The sequence below is a fragment of the Lederbergia citrisecunda genome, from assembly GCF_018343695.1.
GTDB classification, from domain to species: domain Bacteria; phylum Bacillota; class Bacilli; order Bacillales; family Bacillaceae_C; genus Lederbergia; species Lederbergia citrisecunda.
In genome coordinates, this window is sequence record NZ_JAGYPJ010000001.1 from 3548061 (window position 1) to 3566692 (window position 18632).

Annotated in this window: 13 protein-coding genes; 4 read left to right on the top strand and 9 right to left on the bottom strand. The window is 37.6% G+C overall.

The annotated features are described in order from the left end of the window. Positions 1 to 4: 4 nt before the first annotated feature. The gene (locus KHA93_RS17260) at positions 5 to 427 is read right to left on the bottom strand and encodes a Na(+)/H(+) antiporter subunit B (protein WP_213111864.1); all 423 of its coding nucleotides are present in this window, start codon (positions 425 to 427) and stop codon (positions 5 to 7) included. Further along, the gene (locus KHA93_RS17265) at positions 414 to 2813 is read right to left on the bottom strand and encodes a Na+/H+ antiporter subunit A (RefSeq protein WP_213111865.1); all 2400 of its coding nucleotides are present in this window, start codon (positions 2811 to 2813) and stop codon (positions 414 to 416) included. The genes KHA93_RS17260 and KHA93_RS17265 overlap by 14 nt, the downstream gene beginning before the upstream one ends. Positions 2814 to 3282: 469 nt before the next feature. On the opposite strand from KHA93_RS17265, the gene KHA93_RS17270 reads away from it, so the two are divergent. The 4 genes from KHA93_RS17270 (at position 3283) to KHA93_RS17285 (ending at position 8027) form a co-directional block, all read left to right on the top strand. Then, positions 3283 to 3957 (top strand): adenine nucleotide alpha hydrolase family protein, encoded by a 675-nt coding sequence (locus tag KHA93_RS17270; RefSeq protein WP_213111866.1) that lies wholly within the window; start codon positions 3283 to 3285, stop codon positions 3955 to 3957. 355 nt (positions 3958 to 4312) lie between these two features. Further along, positions 4313 to 5260 carry a glycoside hydrolase family 16 protein gene (locus KHA93_RS17275; protein ID WP_213111867.1) on the top strand — a complete coding sequence of 316 codons (948 nt, stop codon included), beginning with the start codon at positions 4313 to 4315 and terminating at the stop codon, positions 5258 to 5260. A 246-nt stretch (positions 5261 to 5506) separates the two neighbouring features. Further along, positions 5507 to 5881 carry an ArsR/SmtB family transcription factor gene (locus KHA93_RS17280; protein WP_213111868.1) on the top strand — a complete coding sequence of 125 codons (375 nt, stop codon included), beginning with the start codon at positions 5507 to 5509 and terminating at the stop codon, positions 5879 to 5881. 22 nt (positions 5882 to 5903) lie between these two features. Continuing rightward, on the top strand, positions 5904 to 8027 hold the full coding sequence (locus tag KHA93_RS17285; RefSeq protein ID WP_213111869.1) for a heavy metal translocating P-type ATPase: 2124 nt from the start codon (positions 5904 to 5906) through the stop codon (positions 8025 to 8027). A gap of 74 nt (positions 8028 to 8101) precedes the next feature. Here KHA93_RS17285 and KHA93_RS23905 read toward each other — a convergent pair. The 7 genes from KHA93_RS23905 to KHA93_RS17320 all read right to left on the bottom strand — a co-directional run bounded on the left by KHA93_RS23905 (position 8102) and on the right by KHA93_RS17320 (position 18546). Continuing rightward, a protein-coding gene (locus tag KHA93_RS23905; protein ID WP_432806324.1) for an IS3 family transposase occupies positions 8102 to 9660 on the bottom strand; the annotation gives its coding sequence in 2 pieces (ribosomal slippage) (positions 8102 to 9027 and positions 9027 to 9660; 1560 coding nt in all). A gap of 100 nt (positions 9661 to 9760) precedes the next feature. Then, entirely contained in the window at positions 9761 to 10294 is a 534-nt protein-coding gene (locus tag KHA93_RS17295; RefSeq protein ID WP_213111870.1) for a hypothetical protein, read from the bottom strand. A 116-nt stretch (positions 10295 to 10410) separates the two neighbouring features. Then, positions 10411 to 12711: an RNA polymerase recycling motor HelD gene (gene helD, locus KHA93_RS17300; RefSeq protein WP_213111871.1), complete on the bottom strand. Its 2301-nt coding sequence runs from the start codon at positions 12709 to 12711 to the stop codon at positions 10411 to 10413. A gap of 650 nt (positions 12712 to 13361) precedes the next feature. Continuing rightward, positions 13362 to 14726, bottom strand: a complete 1365-nt coding sequence (dnaB, locus tag KHA93_RS17305) for a replicative DNA helicase (RefSeq protein WP_213111872.1) — start codon at positions 14724 to 14726, stop codon at positions 13362 to 13364. Between the two features lie 140 nt (positions 14727 to 14866). Beyond that, complete coding sequence (gene rplI, locus KHA93_RS17310) at positions 14867 to 15316, bottom strand: 50S ribosomal protein L9 (RefSeq protein ID WP_213111873.1); 450 nt, start codon at positions 15314 to 15316, stop codon at positions 14867 to 14869. Next, positions 15313 to 17295 carry a DHH family phosphoesterase gene (locus KHA93_RS17315; protein WP_213111874.1) on the bottom strand — a complete coding sequence of 661 codons (1983 nt, stop codon included), beginning with the start codon at positions 17293 to 17295 and terminating at the stop codon, positions 15313 to 15315. The genes rplI and KHA93_RS17315 overlap by 4 nt, the downstream gene beginning before the upstream one ends. A 312-nt stretch (positions 17296 to 17607) precedes the next feature. Beyond that, positions 17608 to 18546 carry a YybS family protein gene (locus KHA93_RS17320; RefSeq protein WP_213111875.1) on the bottom strand — a complete coding sequence of 313 codons (939 nt, stop codon included), beginning with the start codon at positions 18544 to 18546 and terminating at the stop codon, positions 17608 to 17610. Positions 18547 to 18632: the final 86 nt, after the last annotated feature.

The window sequence follows — 18632 nt, forward strand, 5'->3', positions numbered from 1 at the left end:
ATCCTTACACATCCTCACTAATACTCAAAATAATCGTTACGACAACCCCAACTACAGCCAATGCCACTCCGGCCTCAAATAAAGTGACGGTTGCAAGTGCCGTTTTTCCAACCACTGGTAAGTTTACGTAGGAATGCGCCTGACTTAAAAAAGGAACATCAAAAAATATCGCACCTGTTCCCGTACCTAAAACGATAAATCCACCGGTAGCGGCAACTTTTTTAAAATCCAAAGGGATTCCATTCGTAATCGTTTCAATATCAAAAGCAAGGCAAAGCAATACGAACGCGGAGGCAAGAATAAGACCGCCGATAAAGCCACCACCTGGACTATTATGTCCTGATATAAATAAATAGATGGCCATCGTCAAGATAATGAATACAACAATTTTTGTAACTGTTTGTAAAATCACATCATTGATTTTCAATATTCTCCGCCTCCTTTCTTGCCTTCAGTTTGATCAATGTATATACACCTATTCCACCAATAAAGAGGACAATCACTTCAAGCATCGTATCAAATGCACGGAAATCCCCCAATATCGCATTGACAATATTATGTGCACCTGCAAGTTCATACGCATTTTCAAAGTACGCTGAAATGGTCTCGAACAGTTTTCCGCCTTGAACGGAAAGTGCCACGGAAACAAAGATGATACCGACTAGAATAGAAACTATTACATTTACACTTTTTGTTTTTTGAGCGGTATCCTCCTTTTCCTTTTCAGGCAAGAAATAAAAGCAAAGGAGGAACAAAGCGGTCGTCACGGTTTCAACGACTAGCTGAGTAAGGGCTAAGTCCGGTGCACGGAATAAAACAAAGAGTAATGCAATTGAATAGCCAAGAACCCCATTCAATAAGATCGCCGTAATCCGTGATTTAGCAAAAATAATCGCAATTACTGCAGCCATCATTGTAAATACGATCAGTGATTCATAAAGAGTAATAGGTGCATTACTAGACATATCGAAGGTAAAAGCATCAGTAAATAAGAAGATGCCACCAACGGATACCATTAGGAAAAGAAAAATATAAACTAAATAATCACGCAGCGAACCTGTCATATAAAAAGAAGTTATTTTAAATCCACGTAGTTCAATTTGTTCAAGAGTAGAATTGTACAATTGATCAAATGTCCATTTGCCAGGTGGAATATAAAGACTCTTCCTGCGGCTTTGAATTCTAAATATGACTATCCCTATAACCACTACCCCTATTGTCATCCATAATGCTGGATTAAATCCATGCCATATAGAAATAGGTTCATAACTCCCCTCCAATGAAAGAGAAGGGAAAATGCTTGCTAAACCAGGGCGCAGTATATAGTCGCCTAACATATTCGGGAATATAAAAATGCCTATGATTAAAGCAGCTAGGATAATAGGAGGAATCAACATTCCAACCTTAGCTTCGTGAGCTTCATGCTCCAATTTCTCAGGGCGGTATGGACCAAAGAATGTTTTAAAAACGATAATCATACAATAAATGAATGTAAAAACACTGGCGATCCAAGCAATGATTGGAAATAGCAACCCGAAAACATGAATAGAAAAAATATCGGATTGACTCACATTTACAACCGCTTCAAAGAACATTTCTTTACTTAAAAAGCCGTTAAAAGGCGGTAAGCCTGCCATCGAAAAGCTTCCAATCAATGCAATCGTAAACGAAACAGGCATAAATGCCATCAAGCCACCTAATCTTCGAATATCCCTTGTACCTACTTCATGGTCGACAATACCGACAACCATAAAAAGTGCCCCTTTAAATGTCGAGTGATTGACAAGGTGGAAAAGCGCGGCAAATGAGGCTTGAGTATATATGATGGAATTTTCACTTGCCCCTAATTGAAGTGCGATTGAGCCGATTCCAAATAGACTCATTATTAGTCCTAATTGGCTGATCGTTGAATATGCCAGCAAGGCTTTTAAATCAATTTGTCGAACAGCGTTAAAGGATCCCCAAAATAATGTGACTAGCCCTATGCTACTAACGAGCCAAAACCATACTTCATGGCTTCCAAAAACAGGTGTAAAACGAGCAACTAAGTAAATTCCAGCCTTTACCATTGTCGCCGAATGGAGATACGCACTAACAGGAGTCGGTGCTTCCATGGCATCCGGAAGCCATATATGGAATGGGTATTGGGCTGATTTCGTGAATGCACCAATAAGGAGTAATAATAAGGCAGGGATAAAAAGAGCATGATTCGTATCAATCAACGAAATAATCTCACGAACGCTCATCGTATCGGTCATTATATAAATCATCAGAAAACTCGACAGCATTGCAATCCCACCACCAAACGTGATGAGCAAAGCTTTTTGTGCACCATACCGTGATTTTTTCCGGTGATACCAGAATGCAATCAACAAGAAGGATGAGATGCTAGTCAATTCCCAAAATACGTATAAGACCATTAAATTGTCAGAAAAAATAACCCCGAGCATGGCACCCATAAATAAAAGCAAGTAAATATAAAAATGATGCAGTGATTCTTTTGCGGATAAATAATAAATGGAATATAGGATGACTAAACTTCCGATACCTGTGATCAAAAGTCCAAAAATGATACTAAGTCCGTCAACGTATGTCGTGAAGTTAATGCCATAGGAAGGAATCCATTGAACGGTATTTATATAGGCCTTTCCTTCTGCTATGGAAGGAATAAAACGTATAAGAGAAATAAATAAAACGATTGGTACAGTTAGTACAAACCAACCAATGTGTATACGGGGTAGTTTTTTGTAAAAAAATGGAGTGATGATGGCAGCTAAAAAAGGAATCATAATTGCCAGTTGTATCGATATCAATATATAACCTCCCATTATCATAAGGTCACAAATAAATGTTGGTTTCCATATTTGCAGTGGCTTACATCTTTGTAGGGGTTGACTCATATGTCAACAAACGGGATAATTAAAGACCATAACCTTTTTAAAAAAGGAGGACTCCTATAGGGGTAGCGATTTTAGGACCGACATGCGTCGGAAAGGGATAGATACTCATAAAGCCAATGCAATATGAGCCGGGTACTTTTTATTTTCCCTTAATATTATACAATAAAAGACATCGTAGCTACACAAATGAAGCTTAAGTACATAAGATTTTCTTATGAAAAATGTCTATTTCCATAACTTTTTATTAAACCTTTTATCGTCTATTGTGTTCTCTAGCATTTTTATATATAATAATTTAGTTTTAATCTTGACGATTCTTTAACATAATATTTATGATTGTAAGAAATTCGAATGAATGAACCATTAAGAGGTGAATTTTTTCATGAACAAAGTGAAGGGTCGTATGGATGAGAGTATTCTCGTTTGTGTATATTACGGTCCAAATGGCGAACGCCTAATTAGACGCGGTCATAAAATGGCCAGTATGTTGAATTGCCCTTTATATATTCTGTCTGTAGATCCCCTTCCGTATGATAAATTTGATGCGGAGAAATCAGGCTATGTTGAAAAGTGGAGAGAATTAGCTGAAGAATTCGACGCTGAAGAGTTTATTCTGCAAGACAATGAAAAGCGACCCGTTGCCAAAGTCATTGCAGGAATCGCACATAAATGTAATATTACACAAATTGTCATTGGACAAACCGCCCAAAACCGCTGGGAAGAAATCACAAAAGGATCGTTTGTGAACGTTCTTTTGCGAGAAATCTCCTCTTTTATCGATATCCATATCGTCGCCTTGGACCGAACCATTAAAAGTGGAGAAGACATCACTTATGAAACTGGGGTCCGCGGATATTTGCTAAAAGAAAAAGACGGATATCGACTCTGTTTTACGTGCCAAAAGCATATTAGCTACGAAGGAATCTTTTACAAAGAAATTGGGACCGATTTTAATAATGGACTATTCAAATTCGTCCACAATGGAAAAACATATCAAGTCCATGTGACAGAAGATAAAGTAATCGATCCAATGGAAGAACCTCAAAAAATTATGTAGGATTAAGCCCCGGTGCTTAATCCTTTTTCTATTTTTTCACCTTCTGAGCCTAAAGTTTCAATTTTAAGCAAACTCGCAAATCTTTCTCATTTTGTTATTATCCGATAGATGCGTTCGAAAGTCATAGATTAAAAGGTTGAGAATTGCATTTATCCGTCTGTTACATACTCCTCCTTCCCTCCCATTCTCTTATTTTATATAACTTCTTTTATTAGGGATGAAGCCCCAGTTTCAATAACAGCATGGTTTAAAGCGTTTTCAAATCCTTTGTTATTGTATTTTTTCCTTAGTATAATGCAAAAAGATAAGGTTCATATCTTTTTAAATACTAATTCGACTAGATTAGGAGGCTACTATGAAAAAACAAAAAAACTGGATTGGCATTTTGATTGGGCTTGTATTACTTTTAGTCATTGTAAATCCGTATTTCGTAAACGCCCAATATCCCGGCGTAGGATTCGGAGCCTTAAATGAGAAATTTAAAGATGAAAAAGGTCAGATTGAAGATTTGAGTAAGGAAGAAAAGAAAGCAGCTAAACAGGCGTTAAAGGAGGAGAAGAACGCCATAAAGCAAAAAGCAAAGCAAGAAAAAGAAGAAATCAAAGCGAAAGAAAAAGAAGGTTGGGAACTAACATTTTTAGACAACTTTGATGGTGATGCGCTAGACCCTACAAAATGGAAACATGCTCCAGAATGGCCACGACAAGGTGGTGCTGGTCAATGGTCTAACGATGAAGCCTTTTTGAATGGAGAAGGACAACTCATTATACAAGTTAGTGAAATTGATGGAAAGTATTATTCCGGAGCCGTTAGAACAAGGGATTTATTTGAACAAACGTATGGATATTTTGAAATTAATGCAAAGATCCCGAAAACAGAAGGATATTGGAATGCCTTTTGGTTAATGACGGACGGTGTTCATACTGTAGGTAATGATGGTAGAGACGGTACAGAGATTGATATATTTGAATCACCGTTCGCAAAAGATGGCGACTATATTCAACATGCCATTCATTGGGACGGATATGAAGAGTATCATAGAAGTGCCGGACAGGTAGCACATGTACCAGGAATATATGAAGGTTTCCATACTTTTGCACTTGAATGGGATCCAGATGAATACATTTTTTACATTGATGGACAAGAAACATGGCGGACAAATGCCGGAGGAGTATCGCAAGTTCCAGCGTATATGAAAATCACAGCTGAAGTCGGAGGTTGGGCAGGTAATATTTCAAACGCAAGTCTTCCTTCGCAAATGGAAGTTGAATATGTTCGTGCATATAAAAAGAAAGATAAATAACGGTTTTAGCCCTCGAAATCATCGGGGGCTTTATTTATTTCATACGTCACTGTTCTTTCTTGAAAATCCCTTTCTGCCGTTACAATCGCTCCAACTTTGGGCAACAACCAGCTTAGACACTTTTCATTCCATTCTGCATCTAATGCGCCCTTTTTTTCTAAAGATTGACATTATTAATAAAAGATACATATAATAAACATATGAATAATTGCTCATATATTCATTTGTAAAAAAAGAGGTGTTTTTATGCAAACTGTAAATACAATTCCTGAAACTTGCAGTCAAACCGTTATTCACGAGGATGTTGTTCAAAAGGTGCAAGCCACCATCCCAAAGGACAACAGCTTAATTGAAGTCGCGGAGCTTTTTAAAGTTTTGGGAGATCGTACAAGAATTAGAATTCTCCACTCTTTATTCCAAACGGAGATGTGTGTTTGTGATATTGCTTATTTATTGAACATGACACAATCCTCCATTTCTCATCAATTACGCGTATTGAAGCAAGCTAAGTTAGTAAAGAACCGAAAAGAAGGAAAAGTGGTTTATTATTCACTTGCAGATAATCATGTAATTCAAATATTTGATCAAGCACTCGAGCACGTTAATGAAGATAAATTCTAAAGTGTTTTAGGAGAGAGAAAAAATGGAGAGGCAGAAACTAAAAATAAAACAGGAAATCCTCCTAGAAGGATTGGATTGTGCAAATTGTGCTATGAAGATAGAAAATAGCGTTAAGGGGATGGAAGGAATTACAGAGTGCTCCGTTAATTTTGTCAACAAAACCCTAACGCTTGAAGCAACTCAGGACGAAGCTTCGGATATCGTTTCGGCTGTAAAAAATAAAATAAAAATGCTCGAGCCTCATATTACTCCTTTAGAAAAAGGGAGTGATCACGACCACGAACATGACCATGGCAGTAAAAACATTAAGATGATTGTGTTCCGCTTAATATTAGGAACTCTTTTAGCAGCTATTGGTATGTTTTCACCTTTATCCGGAATGATGGAGCTGGGGATTTTCATCATTGCCTATATAATCATCGGTGGAGATATCGTATTACGAGCTGCAAGAAACATTGTCCGCGGACAGGTTTTTGATGAAAACTTTTTAATGGCGCTTGCAACCATAGGGGCTTTTGCGATCAAACAATATCCTGAAGGCGTAGCCGTTATGCTGTTTTATCAAGTGGGAGAGCTATTCCAAACGATTGCGGTTAACCGCTCGCGCAAATCAATCAGCGCACTTATGGATATTCGTCCGGATTCCGCTAATCTGAAAAGAAACGGAAATATCGTCTTGGTTTCTCCTGAAGAAGTAAAAATCGGTGAAATCATCATTGTGAAGCCCGGCGAAAAAGTTCCATTGGATGGAAAGATTATTGAAGGCAGCTCTATGGTTGATACGTCCGCTTTAACTGGTGAATCTGTTCCTCGCGAGGTAGAAGCCGGAAGCGATGTGTTAAGTGGATTCATTAATAAAAATGGTGTTCTTACAGTAGAAGTAACGAAGGAATTTGGCGAATCTACCGTTTCAAAGATTCTTGATTTAGTTCAGAATGCGAGCAACCGCAAAGCGCCAACAGAAAATTTTATTACTAAATTTGCTCGTTACTATACACCTGTTGTCGTCATCGTGGCGGTTGTCTTAGCCTTTCTTCCCCCTCTCATTTTGAGTGGAGCCACTTTTTCAGACTGGATTTATCGTGCGCTTGTGTTTCTAGTTATATCTTGTCCTTGCGCCCTTGTTATTTCCATTCCACTTGGCTTTTTCGGAGGAATCGGATCCGCTTCAAAATCAGGGATTCTTGTAAAAGGAAGCAACTATTTAGAAGCATTAAACGATGTGAAATATATCGTTTTTGATAAAACTGGGACATTAACAAAAGGCGTATTTGTAGTTACAAGCATTCATCCACAGAACATTTCGGCAGAAGAATTATTGGAGTACGCTGCCTTTGCGGAAGTACATTCCAACCACCCGATTGCCCTTTCCATCAAAAAGGCATATGGGAAAGAAATTAATGAAGAAGCAATTCAAAATTACAATGAGATTTCTGGTTTTGGAATTCAAGTCACGGTTGCTGGTAAAAAGATTGTTGCTGGAAATGCAAAACTAATGAACAAAGAAAATATCCTTTTTGAACAGCCAGATATCATTGGTACCCTTGTTCACGTTGCTGTTGATGATCAATATGCTGGATACATCGTCATTTCTGATCAAATAAAAGATGATTCTGCACAAGCGATTCGTTTGTTAAAGGAACTCGGCATTAAGAAAACAGTCATGCTTACAGGAGACGCGAAAGCAGTTGGCAATGCTGTAGGTAAAGAACTTGGCATTGACGAAGTACACGCCGAGCTTTTACCTCATCATAAAGTGGAAGAAATCGAAAAATTGGATGCCAGAAAAGCAGCGAACGAAAAAATCATCTTTGTCGGCGATGGCATTAACGATACACCTGTCCTTGCACGTGCCGACGTTGGAATGGCAATGGGCGGATTAGGTTCCGATGCAGCCATTGAAGCTGCTGATATCGTCATTATGACAGACGAACCATCAAAAATTCCTACTGCAATCAAAATCGCAAAAAGAACACGCAGTATTGTATGGCAAAACATCCTGTTCGCTCTAGGCGTCAAAGCCGTATTTCTTATACTAGGAGCATTTGGAATTGCGACAATGTGGGAAGCTGTATTCTCAGATGTGGGTGTTACACTTTTAGCCGTTTTGAATGCGATGAGGGTGTTGAAGATGAAGGAATTTTAATGAATAAAACACGCTTGGATTTTAATTTTGAACTGCCCCCAGTCAAGTAGACAGTGGAAATAATAAAAACTAATCTAAGCGGCGTTAGCTCTATATTCCAGAGGGCTAAGGCCGTTTAGTCGTTTTTGATATCTTTCATGATTATAAAAACGAATGTATTCATTTATCGCTTTAGAGAGGTCTTCAAATGTCTCGTACTTATCTAGATAATACTTCTCGCATTTGAGTGTACCCCAAAAAGATTCCATCGGTCCATTATCGATACACCTACCAACTCGTGACATACTCTGTGTCATCTCTGCTTTATCAATTCTACGTTTAAAGCCATGAGAGGTATATTGGAATCCACGATCACTATGAATAAGTGGATGATTCTCGTCCAATTGTTTTGTAGCTTGATCAAGTGTTTTAAACACAAGGTTATTATTATTGGAATGTCCTAAAACATAGCTAACAATTGAGCCATCATACAGGTCAAGAATAGCGCTTAAATAAGCTTTCTTTGATGGACCATATTTAAATTCTGTGACATCAGTTACCCATTTTTCATTGGGCTTTTCAGCTTTGAAGTCACGATTTAATACATTCTCCGCAACATGTTGGGGGATAGAACGCTTATAACGTTTCTTCTTTTTCCGTATGATGGATTGTAAACCAGCAACCCTCATCAGCCTATAATAACGTTTGTGGTTGAAGTTCTGCTCGAATTTTCGATTTATGTTCAACATCATTCTACGATAGCCATAAATGCCCCCCACTTTTTCATGGAGAGCCTTCATCTCTTTTATAATTTCATCATTCTGAAGTTCTCTTGCAGATGGTGTACGTTTAAGCCACTTATAGTAAGCAGCTCTTGAAATACCAGCGATTTTACAAAGCAAGAAAAGACTCAAATCTTCCTTCACATGAACCTCATGAATAGCGATATAAATAGTTTCAAATCGGATTCGGCTTACTTTCGCCTCCTTTCGATCTCCTCTAACTTTTTTAAGAATAAGTTCTCCGCACGTAAACGTTCATTTTCTCTTTCTAACTTTTTCATCTGAAGTTTGATTTTCTCTTCTGGCGTTAGCTCAGCTTCTTCCTTCTTTCTTCCACGTTTATCTTTAAGTGCCTCATCTCCGCCATCTTCATACTTCTTAACCCACTGATACACTTGTTGATAAGAAACTTCAAACGTCTCTGCTGTTTTTTGATAATCTTTACCGTTCCCCAAGAAATCCAGCACTATTTGTATCCGTTCATCCCAAGTAGTTTTTCTCCCTTTAGTCATAGAGATCGTCCTTCCTTTCGACGTATCCTTTAATTCTCTATGATTATTATACTTGTTAATCCATTTTCTGAGGACAGAGTTATCCGAGATATTGTACTTTCTCACAATCTCTCGAAGAGAGAATTCACCTGACTGATAATCCCGGACAGCAGCTAGTTTTAATTCTTTACTGTACTTTTTCCAAGATGATGACTCTTTAAGACCTTCGGTACCATATTTATCAAATTTATATTTCCACTCATTAATTGTGGAAATATTCACCTTATACTTGGTAGAGATTTCAGTTAATGTCCATTTTCCATCCTCGCATGCTTTTATTACTTTATACTTATACTCCGCTGTGAAAGCTCTTTTAGACACAAAAATGCCCCCTTTTTGGTAGTCAGATTTTTATTTTTTAATCTGTCTACCGTAAGGGGAGCATATCATTTTCCAAGCGTGTTTTATTAAATAATCTCTATTACTCGTCCTCATCTTCATGAATAAATATATTCTCGAATGGAATGTACTGAGATTGCGTTACCCCATATTTTTTATAGGAAAGCCGCATCTCCCTAATGTCATTGTCAGCATTATCACCATGGAATTCCACACGTAATACCAGGCTAAAATCTTTGTCTATTTGAAACCCCTCGTAAGGAAATAAATTTTTATCTAACCCTTCATCCTTAACATTTTCTTCATCCAATATTCCTATTGTGTTTGTGTTTGACTTTTCAATGAATGGCTCAATACGAAATTCATCATCATCTTTCGCTACAATCGATCCATCTCTCTTAAAGAATTCCACTTTTTCAAGTGTTGGACTCCCAATCCCTTCCCACCTAAAATCATAACCAATATAAACTGCCTTACCGTCATCAAACAAATCTATCGGTACATTTCCATGGCTCCATTTAGTAAATTCACCATCGCGACTCACATAATGAAATGTCCACCAAAAACTAATAATCAGTATTGTTATTACGGATAATATCGCAATCGTTTTCTTCACCGGAAATCCCCCTGACTCCCATAAACTCTATGACGTATTCTATATACATATTCAGAATACCTTTTGTAAGATTAAAAAGCTGAAATCCGTATAAAGATTTCAGCTTTTGGAGTGGATTACTCTTGTATATATGCATCCTCACTTACTTCTTCCATCAAAAACGTTCTCTTACCCATAGAGAAAAGATGCAGCTCATGCATTGCCCTTGTACAAGCTGTATAAAATAACTTTCTTTCATACTCGCGTCCATACTGCTCATTTGATGCGTTATAGATAATTACTGCATCAAATTCAATCCCTTTCGCCAAGTAAGCTGGCAGGATGATGATCCCTTTTTCATAGGAATTTGCGTTTTTATCCATTAAGCGAACAGGTGATGATGTTTTTAACGCGTCGTATGCTGCTTGGCTTTCTTTCATCGTTTTACATATAATCGCAATTGTCTCGTGACCTTTTTCTTTTAAACGATGGACACATTCTTCTATTTTTCCATGAAGTGCGACAGTGTCATTAACTTCGATTAAGATCGGTTTTTCCCCATCCCGATTAAATGGTTCGATCATTTCTCCGCCTGAAATTAGCCCCTTCGTAAAGTCAACAATTTGCTTTGTTGATCGATAGCTCCGTCTTAATACGATTTTTTCCGTTCCCTCAGGTTCCAAATTTAATAAGGACGGCGCATCCACTGTATGAGCATAGATCGCCTGGTTCACATCTCCTAAAATCGTCATCTTACAATGTGGGAACAGCTGTTTTAAAAACTCAAATTGAAACGGTGAATAGTCCTGCGCTTCATCAATGAACAAATGGCGTATAAGCGTATTGGATTTTCTCCCTTCCAACTGATCCTGTAAATATAAATACGGAGTTGTATCTTCATAGGACATAATATTCGCATTTAAATTTTTTATCGTTTCATCACAAATTTCTTCCCATCCATTAGGCCATGTGAACGGATCTTTTATTGTAAAAAGCTTCTTATATACAGCTTTCATATTTAAAAATCGATTCTGCTTAACGGCGCTTCGTATTTTTTTGAAGTGTTTATTGACGATTGATTTAGCTAAAATCTGAAACTCGCGATCGGCATCATCAAATGTTTCTTCATCATGATTTTTTTGCATATGCTGAAATGCTTCCAAATAGTCGTTTTTATCCAAAAGCTCAGCCTCGTTCAAAACCCATTCTTTTGATCTTTCCAGCTTCTCTTGTTTGTTAATTTCCTTTAACAGCCAATCAGATGTCAGCTTCATTCGATTTGGAATCGAAATAGATGGATCAAGTGAATAAAAATACTTAGTAATGTCTTGAGCAGAAACAATGGTCTCGCCGCGAAACGATATCGTTTTAAAAATCAGCCCTTTACTTGATAGTTCCTCAACATAACGATCTATCTGCTTTTTAAAATCTAAGCCTGCTTTATAACGGATGGAATTCATTTTCGCGTCGTATCCTGGTTCATCCATAGCAGTTAGGGTATATTCCATTTGAAAAAAAGAATCATCTACACTAAATTGGCTTCCGAGCCTTGTATTTAAATATTGCTGATATGTGGTTTGCTCCATATTTTCTTCACCGAGCTCAGGAAGAACAGTTGCAACATAGCTATTAAAAAGAGGATTCGGAGAAAATAGCATAATATTATCCGACGAGAGCGTATTACGATAGCGGTAAAGTAAGTAGGCGACACGTTGCAAGGCTGCAGAAGTTTTTCCACTACCGGCAACCCCCTGTACAATCAGTATCTTACTTTTTTCATTTCGAATAATATGATTCTGCTCACGTTGGATTGTAGCAACAATACTTTTCATTTGTGTGTTCGCGGTTCCGCCGAGCACCTCTTGAAGAAGGCTATCGCCAATCGTAACTCCTGTATCAAACATCCCCATTATTTTTCCATTTTTTATGATATATTGGCGTTTTAACTCCATCGTTCCTTCAATCATACCTGAAGGAGTGTTATATTCGGCTGGTCCCGGAGAATAGTCATAGTATAGGCTCGAAATAGGAGCACGCCAATCGTAAATAAGAAATTCCTCGTCATGCACATCCATTAAGGAAGCAACACCAATGTAGATGCATTCAGCCGATTTTTCACCATCTTCGTGAAAATCGATGCGGCCAAAAAAAGGAGAGTTTTTTAATCTGTCTAGTTGTTTAAGAAATCGATAGGATTGCCCATGAGTTCTTTCCCTTTCAGCAAGCAGCTCAGCCTGTTGTTTAAGACTTGTAAAAGTTTCTATAACATCATCAGGCTCATCAAGATTGACGGTAACATCTTCCCAAAAAGTTTTTCGTAATTCGATAATTCCGCCTTTTAGTCCACCCAAATTTTCATGTAAATGAACAACTTTTTGATCAATCACATCTTGAATGAACTCCACTCTTTGCTGTTCTTTTTCCCACTCCTTATTCATCCGCAGAACACACTCCTTGTTAAAAATAAAAATACTTGACAACATAATTGTTTATTGATAAAATTATATTGGGTAAATATGTTTAAGTATACAATAATGTTGTGCAAACAAAGTTAAGCATATCACGATAACGTGAATTTATCAATGGCTGAACAGATATTTCTGTTCGGTTTTTTCGTTTGAAAAAATATGAAATATTCTGTAAAATGTACATAATATTGATAAAGGATGTGGAAATGTTACATTGCGAATTGAAAGAGAAGAATTACCAGTACTTAGAATTTAAAGAACCGCAGTAAATTGTCCGCTAAAAACGAGTTTTTCCTTTTTAGGCTTGAAAAAGGCTCTAAAGGTGAGCAAATGTTTGATGATTGGGTGAACAACTTATCTAAAGAGTGGCTCGTACTGAAAGATCTATTACTAGAAAGTAATAATAACATTCTTCTAATTGATTCTATGATCATATCGCAAGCACGAGCACGCGAGTACTCCTCCCATGACCGTCTCTCCCCTTTTCCACCTCTAAAGGGCACGCAGGATTAAGAAGGCATTACATAAAAATTAATTCTTTTGACAGCATATGCGTGCAGAGACCATATATATCCCATCCAATAAAAAAACACCCCCAATCAAGGAGGTGCATACCCTATCTAAGCTCCCGGAGGAACGCCGGCGTCGTCAAACCTTCGTTCGAGGTTAACGAATTTGTTGTATTCTTTAACGAAAGCTAGCGAGACAGTCCCAACTGGACCATTACGTTGTTTCGCGATAATAATTTCAATAATGTTTTTATTTTCCGATTCGTGGTCGTAATAGTCATCACGGTATAAGAAGGCAACGATATCGGCGTCCTGCTCAATACTTCCCGATTCCCTTATGTCTGACATCATCGGGCGCTTATCTTGACGCTGCTCCACTCCACGGGAGAGCTGTGAAAGTGCGATAACAGGGACTTGTAGTTCACGGGCAAGTCCTTTTAGAGATCGAGAGATTTCCGATACTTCTTGTTGGCGGTTTTCACTTGAACGACCGCTTCCTTGAATGAGCTGTAAATAGTCGATCAAAATCATGCCAAGTCCACGTTCTTGTTTTAAGCGACGGCATTTCGAACGAATCTCGCTAATCCGGACCCCTGGAGTATCATCTATATAGATTCCAGAGTTGGATAAACTCCCCATTGCCATCGTAAGTTTGCGCCAATCTTCATCTGTTAAGGAACCTGTACGTAAATTTTGCGCATTAATATTCCCTTCTGCACAGAGCATCCTCATCACGAGCTGCTCCGCTCCCATTTCCAGACTAAAAATAGCGACATTCTCTTCAGTTTTTGTCCCGACATTTTGAGCAATGTTAAGTGCAAAAGCTGTTTTCCCTACAGATGGACGAGCTGCCACAATAATTAAATCATTGCGCTGAAAACCTGCAGTCATGCGATCAAGCTCTGCGAATCCAGTGGGAATTCCCGTAACGTCCCCTTTTCTATTATGGAGAAGTTCAATATTGTCATACGTGTCAACGAGTACATCCTTAATATCTTTGAAAGCACTCGAATTTTTTCGCTGAGCGACTTCCATAATATGCTTTTCTGCTTCATCAAGGACTGCCTCTACTTCATCTTCCCGGGAGTATCCATCCGTTACTATATTCGTAGCTGTTCGAATTAATCGACGCAACAATGATTTTTCTTCAACGATACGGGCGTAATAGCCTATATTGGCGGCAGTTGGTACAGAAACGGCTATTTCACTTAAGTATGAAACTCCACCTACATCTTCCAACATTTTCGAGGCTGCCAATTCTTCCGTAACGGTGACTAAATCGATTGCCTTGCCCTCTTCACTCAATTTAAGCATACAATCATATATCTTTTGATGGGAACTTCGATAAAAATCCTCAGGAAGTAAAATTTCTGAAGCAAGTATTAATGATGATGGCTCCAAAAATATAGCTCCGATTACTGCTTGCTCAGCTTCTATATTTTGCGGCGGCGTTCGATCCGAAATATCAACATTCATAGTACTCACCTTCCACAATCCTAATCACGATTTACTTTTTCGATCCTCACGATATAAAAAATGTGACCGGTCAAAACCGCATCACATTTATTTTCTAATTCTATTTTATCATGAAAACATCTACTTACCATATGGTAATTTTAGTTTTCTTCTTTTACATGTACATCGACTGTTGCCACGACTTCATGATGAAGCTTCACAGGTACTTTCGTTACTCCTAAAGAACGAATCGCATCTTCCAATCCAATTTTTCTTTTATCAATTGTAATTTTATGCGACTTTTTTAATTCATCAGCTATTTGTTTGCTCGTAATTGATCCAAATAAACGGCCGCCTTCACCTGATTTAGCTTTCAACTCTACTGTTAGTTTTTCAAGAGTCTCTTTTAATTTTTTTGCTTCTGCTAATTCTTCACTAGCAAGCTGTTCTTCTTTTTTCTTTTTGTTATCTAAATTTTTCATATTTCCAGTTGTTGCTTCGATTGCTAGCCCCTGTTTTAGTAGAAAGTTATGTGCGTAGCCATCCGCTACATTTTTTACCTCGCCTTTTTTACCTTTACCTTTGACATCTTTCAAGAAAATTACTTTCATGATTCTTGGCTCCCTTCCAAATAATCATCTAAAACTTGTTTTAATTTCAACTCTGCTTCTACAATATTGACATCGGATAACTGTGCAGCGGCATTAGATAAGTGCCCGCCGCCGCCAAGGGCCTCCATGATGATTTGGACATTGATTTCGCCTAAAGAACGAGCACTGATTCCAACTACATCACCCGGACGCCTTGAAATGACAAATGAAGCAGAAACCCCATCCATTGTTAATAAAGTATCAGCCGCTTGGGCAATGACGATCGGTTCATAAACTTCATCTTCCGATCCACTTGCAATGGCAATTCCTTTCGAGTACAATTCAGTAGTTTCAATTAATTTGGATCGTTTAATATACGTATCCATATTTTCTTTTAAAAACTTTTGAACTAAAATTGTATCTGCCCCATGCGCTCTTAAATACGAAGCAGCATCAAACGTTCTCGATCCAGTCCTAAGCGTAAAGCTTTTTGTATCTACAATAATACCAGATAATAAAGCTGTTGCTTCTACCGTGTTGATCGTACTTCCCTTTTCCCCTTTTGGCTGATACTCAAGAAGTTCTGTCACTAATTCAGCTGTCGAGGATGCATAGGGCTCCATATAGACTAAAAGTGGTTTTTTAATAAAATCTTCACTGCGACGATGATGGTCGATAACGACAACTCGTTCTGTTTCAGATAACAGTCTATCGTCAATGACAAGACTAGGCTTATGTGTATCCACAACGACAAGAAGTGTTCGGTCAGTCGCTAGTTCCATCGCCTCATCTGGTGTGATAAATCGTGAGAAAAGATCAGGATATGCTTTAGTTTCTTCAATAAGCCGTTTCACACCTGTATCAATCTCGGAAGCATCGATTACTATATAACCTTCACGTTTATTCAACTCTGCTGCTTTTCGAATGCCGATTGAAGCGCCAATCGCATCCATATCAGGATATTTATGTCCCATCACGATAACTTTATCGCTTTCGACAATCAATTCATTCAACGCATGAGAGATGACTCGTGCCCGGACCCTCGTTCGCTTTTCCATTGGGTTTGTTTTTCCACCAAAAAACTTTAATTTTCCATTTGGCATTTTAATTGCAACTTGGTCGCCGCCCCGTCCTAACGCAAGGTCAAGACTGGATTGGGCTTGGACACCTAAATCGGGTAATGACATATCCCCGATTCCAACCCCGATACTTAAAGTAAGAGGTACGTTTTTCTTGGCCGTTTCTTCTCTTACTACATCTAATATTGAAAATTTATCATTTTCTAGATCTTGATATATTTTTTCATTTAGCAATATTACAAATCGATCTGAAGATGTCCTTTTTAGAAAAATACCACGTTTTAGAGCCCATTCATTTAAAAGTGAGGTTACCGTACTGTTTAAACCACTTTTCGTCTGATCATCCATACCTTGAGTGGCATCGTCATAGTTATCAAGAAAAATAATGGCAATTACATTTCGTTCTGATTCATATCTTTTAACTGTTGCAACTTGATCGGTTACATCGAAAAAGTATAGTAACTTCTCATCCAACTTAAGCTCAACACGAAATTTTTTATCTTGAATCGTCACGATTTCGCTTTCAATTTCTTGTTTGATCAATGGAATGATTTGATCCCCGATTTCATAAAGCGACTTTCCAATAAGAGTATTTTCATGAAAACACGAAGACATGTATGAATTGGACCATTCGATGATAAAATCATCGTTAATGAGCATAATACCAATCGGCATTTCCATCAAAGCTTCTTCGCCGACTTTTTTCACTCGATATGAAAGAGTCGATATATACTCTTCTGTGTCCTTTATAATGCTTTTTTCTAAATGGACAGCCATATAAAATAAGGCAAAGAGCAGCCAAAAACCAATTATCGCTACCCATAAATGCTGAAATGCTATAAAAACTAGTAAGATAGCTGTAGTTGCTACGATACCATATAATGGGTAGCGTAATTTTCCGCCATTAAAATATGAAGGCATTCTTTCAGCTCCTTTATTACTTTAGCCATTAGTGCAAGAGCCATCTTCATCGTCGAAGATCCTTTTTCGTCCTTATCCTTACGTTAAAGTCGGAAAAGCGGAAGGCGTTCGTACAGCCCTGACAAGCATTATGTTCCGGGCTAAAAAAGTCTTTATTTTGACTTGTATTGTCGCCAGTTTATGTCCTCGATGAGCTGGAGTCTACAGCTAGACAAGACGAATTGATGACTGTTGCGCTATACAGTAATAGTCTAATTTCAATAAAGCAGAACTATTAATCATTTACATGTTCCTATCTTTTAAATGTAGATGCTACTTTTGATTTATTCGTTGTCTAAAATTAAATCCTAAATCAATTATACCTAACACCCGAACAATTGAAAGAACTATAGGCAATAAAAATGTAAATATAACGACTATTATTGGGATTGCAATTGACCATTTCTTCAAATGACAATAAAAGAAAATAAACGATAGTCCTTGAATAACCAAAAGTGTTTGTAATATTAATCCTGCATTGATTACTGCCATATGTAAATATGAATCGGTCTCAAATTTAAAAATAATCGAAAGGACTAGCACTATTAAATACATCCACAAAATGCTTTTTGGAAAGGTCAAACGACGAAATGGTTGAAACTTCGGAACTTCTACCCCTAGCCTTTTTAAAATTGGAAAGTTTACAGACATGATAATAATCACACTTATAAAAGCAGTTCCAATTAGTATTGAAGGAAGCATCGAGGTCATTAAATTAGCCATATTATTTAATTGTTCCTGGAATTCAACTGGCGGGGTCATCCCCATCATATTCATTGCATCCGTGTATTGATTGATGGATGTTTGAAACATATCCTTAAGTTCATCCATAAAGTTATAGCTGAAAAACATTGCCGCAACCATAAAAAATAATATGATATTTGCAATGAAAACGATGCTTGAAGATATGAATATAATCTGTTTACTTTCCTTTACTCTAATCCCATATCCCATCATTAACCCTGTTGTTCCAAAAAATATTGCAATGGGCAATGCCATAAATGATCCAAAAATAAACGATACTATCATCGCACCTATAATTAAGATGATGGAATGTTTCACTGAATATTTTGCGCTGTACAGAAGGAAAGGCAAAATAAAAAACAAGTATACAACAATGGTTGAAATAGGAATAAAAATAGCTAATAGTAGCATCAGAGTATATAAAGCTAATAATAACGCTCCTTCTGTTAGCGTTCGTGTATTATTCACTCTTCCACCTCTTTCTGTTTATATTTCTTTATTTCCAAACAGATTTACTTCTTCTATTTTAACGGTCAACCGCATATCAATCAACT

Coding starts and splice junctions, on each gene's coding strand:
- rplI (WP_213111873.1), bottom strand. CDS start 15,316: ATGAAAGTAATTTTCTTGAAAGATGTCAAAGGTAAAGGTAAAAAAGGC.
- KHA93_RS17285 (WP_213111869.1), top strand. CDS start 5,904: ATGGAGAGGCAGAAACTAAAAATAAAACAGGAAATCCTCCTAGAAGGA.
- KHA93_RS17275 (WP_213111867.1), top strand. CDS start 4,313: ATGAAAAAACAAAAAAACTGGATTGGCATTTTGATTGGGCTTGTATTA.
- helD (WP_213111871.1), bottom strand. CDS start 12,711: ATGAATAAGGAGTGGGAAAAAGAACAGCAAAGAGTGGAGTTCATTCAA.
- dnaB (WP_213111872.1), bottom strand. CDS start 14,726: ATGAATGTTGATATTTCGGATCGAACGCCGCCGCAAAATATAGAAGCT.
- KHA93_RS17315 (WP_213111874.1), bottom strand. CDS start 17,295: ATGCCTTCATATTTTAATGGCGGAAAATTACGCTACCCATTATATGGT.
- KHA93_RS17270 (WP_213111866.1), top strand. CDS start 3,283: ATGAACAAAGTGAAGGGTCGTATGGATGAGAGTATTCTCGTTTGTGTA.
- KHA93_RS17280 (WP_213111868.1), top strand. CDS start 5,507: ATGCAAACTGTAAATACAATTCCTGAAACTTGCAGTCAAACCGTTATT.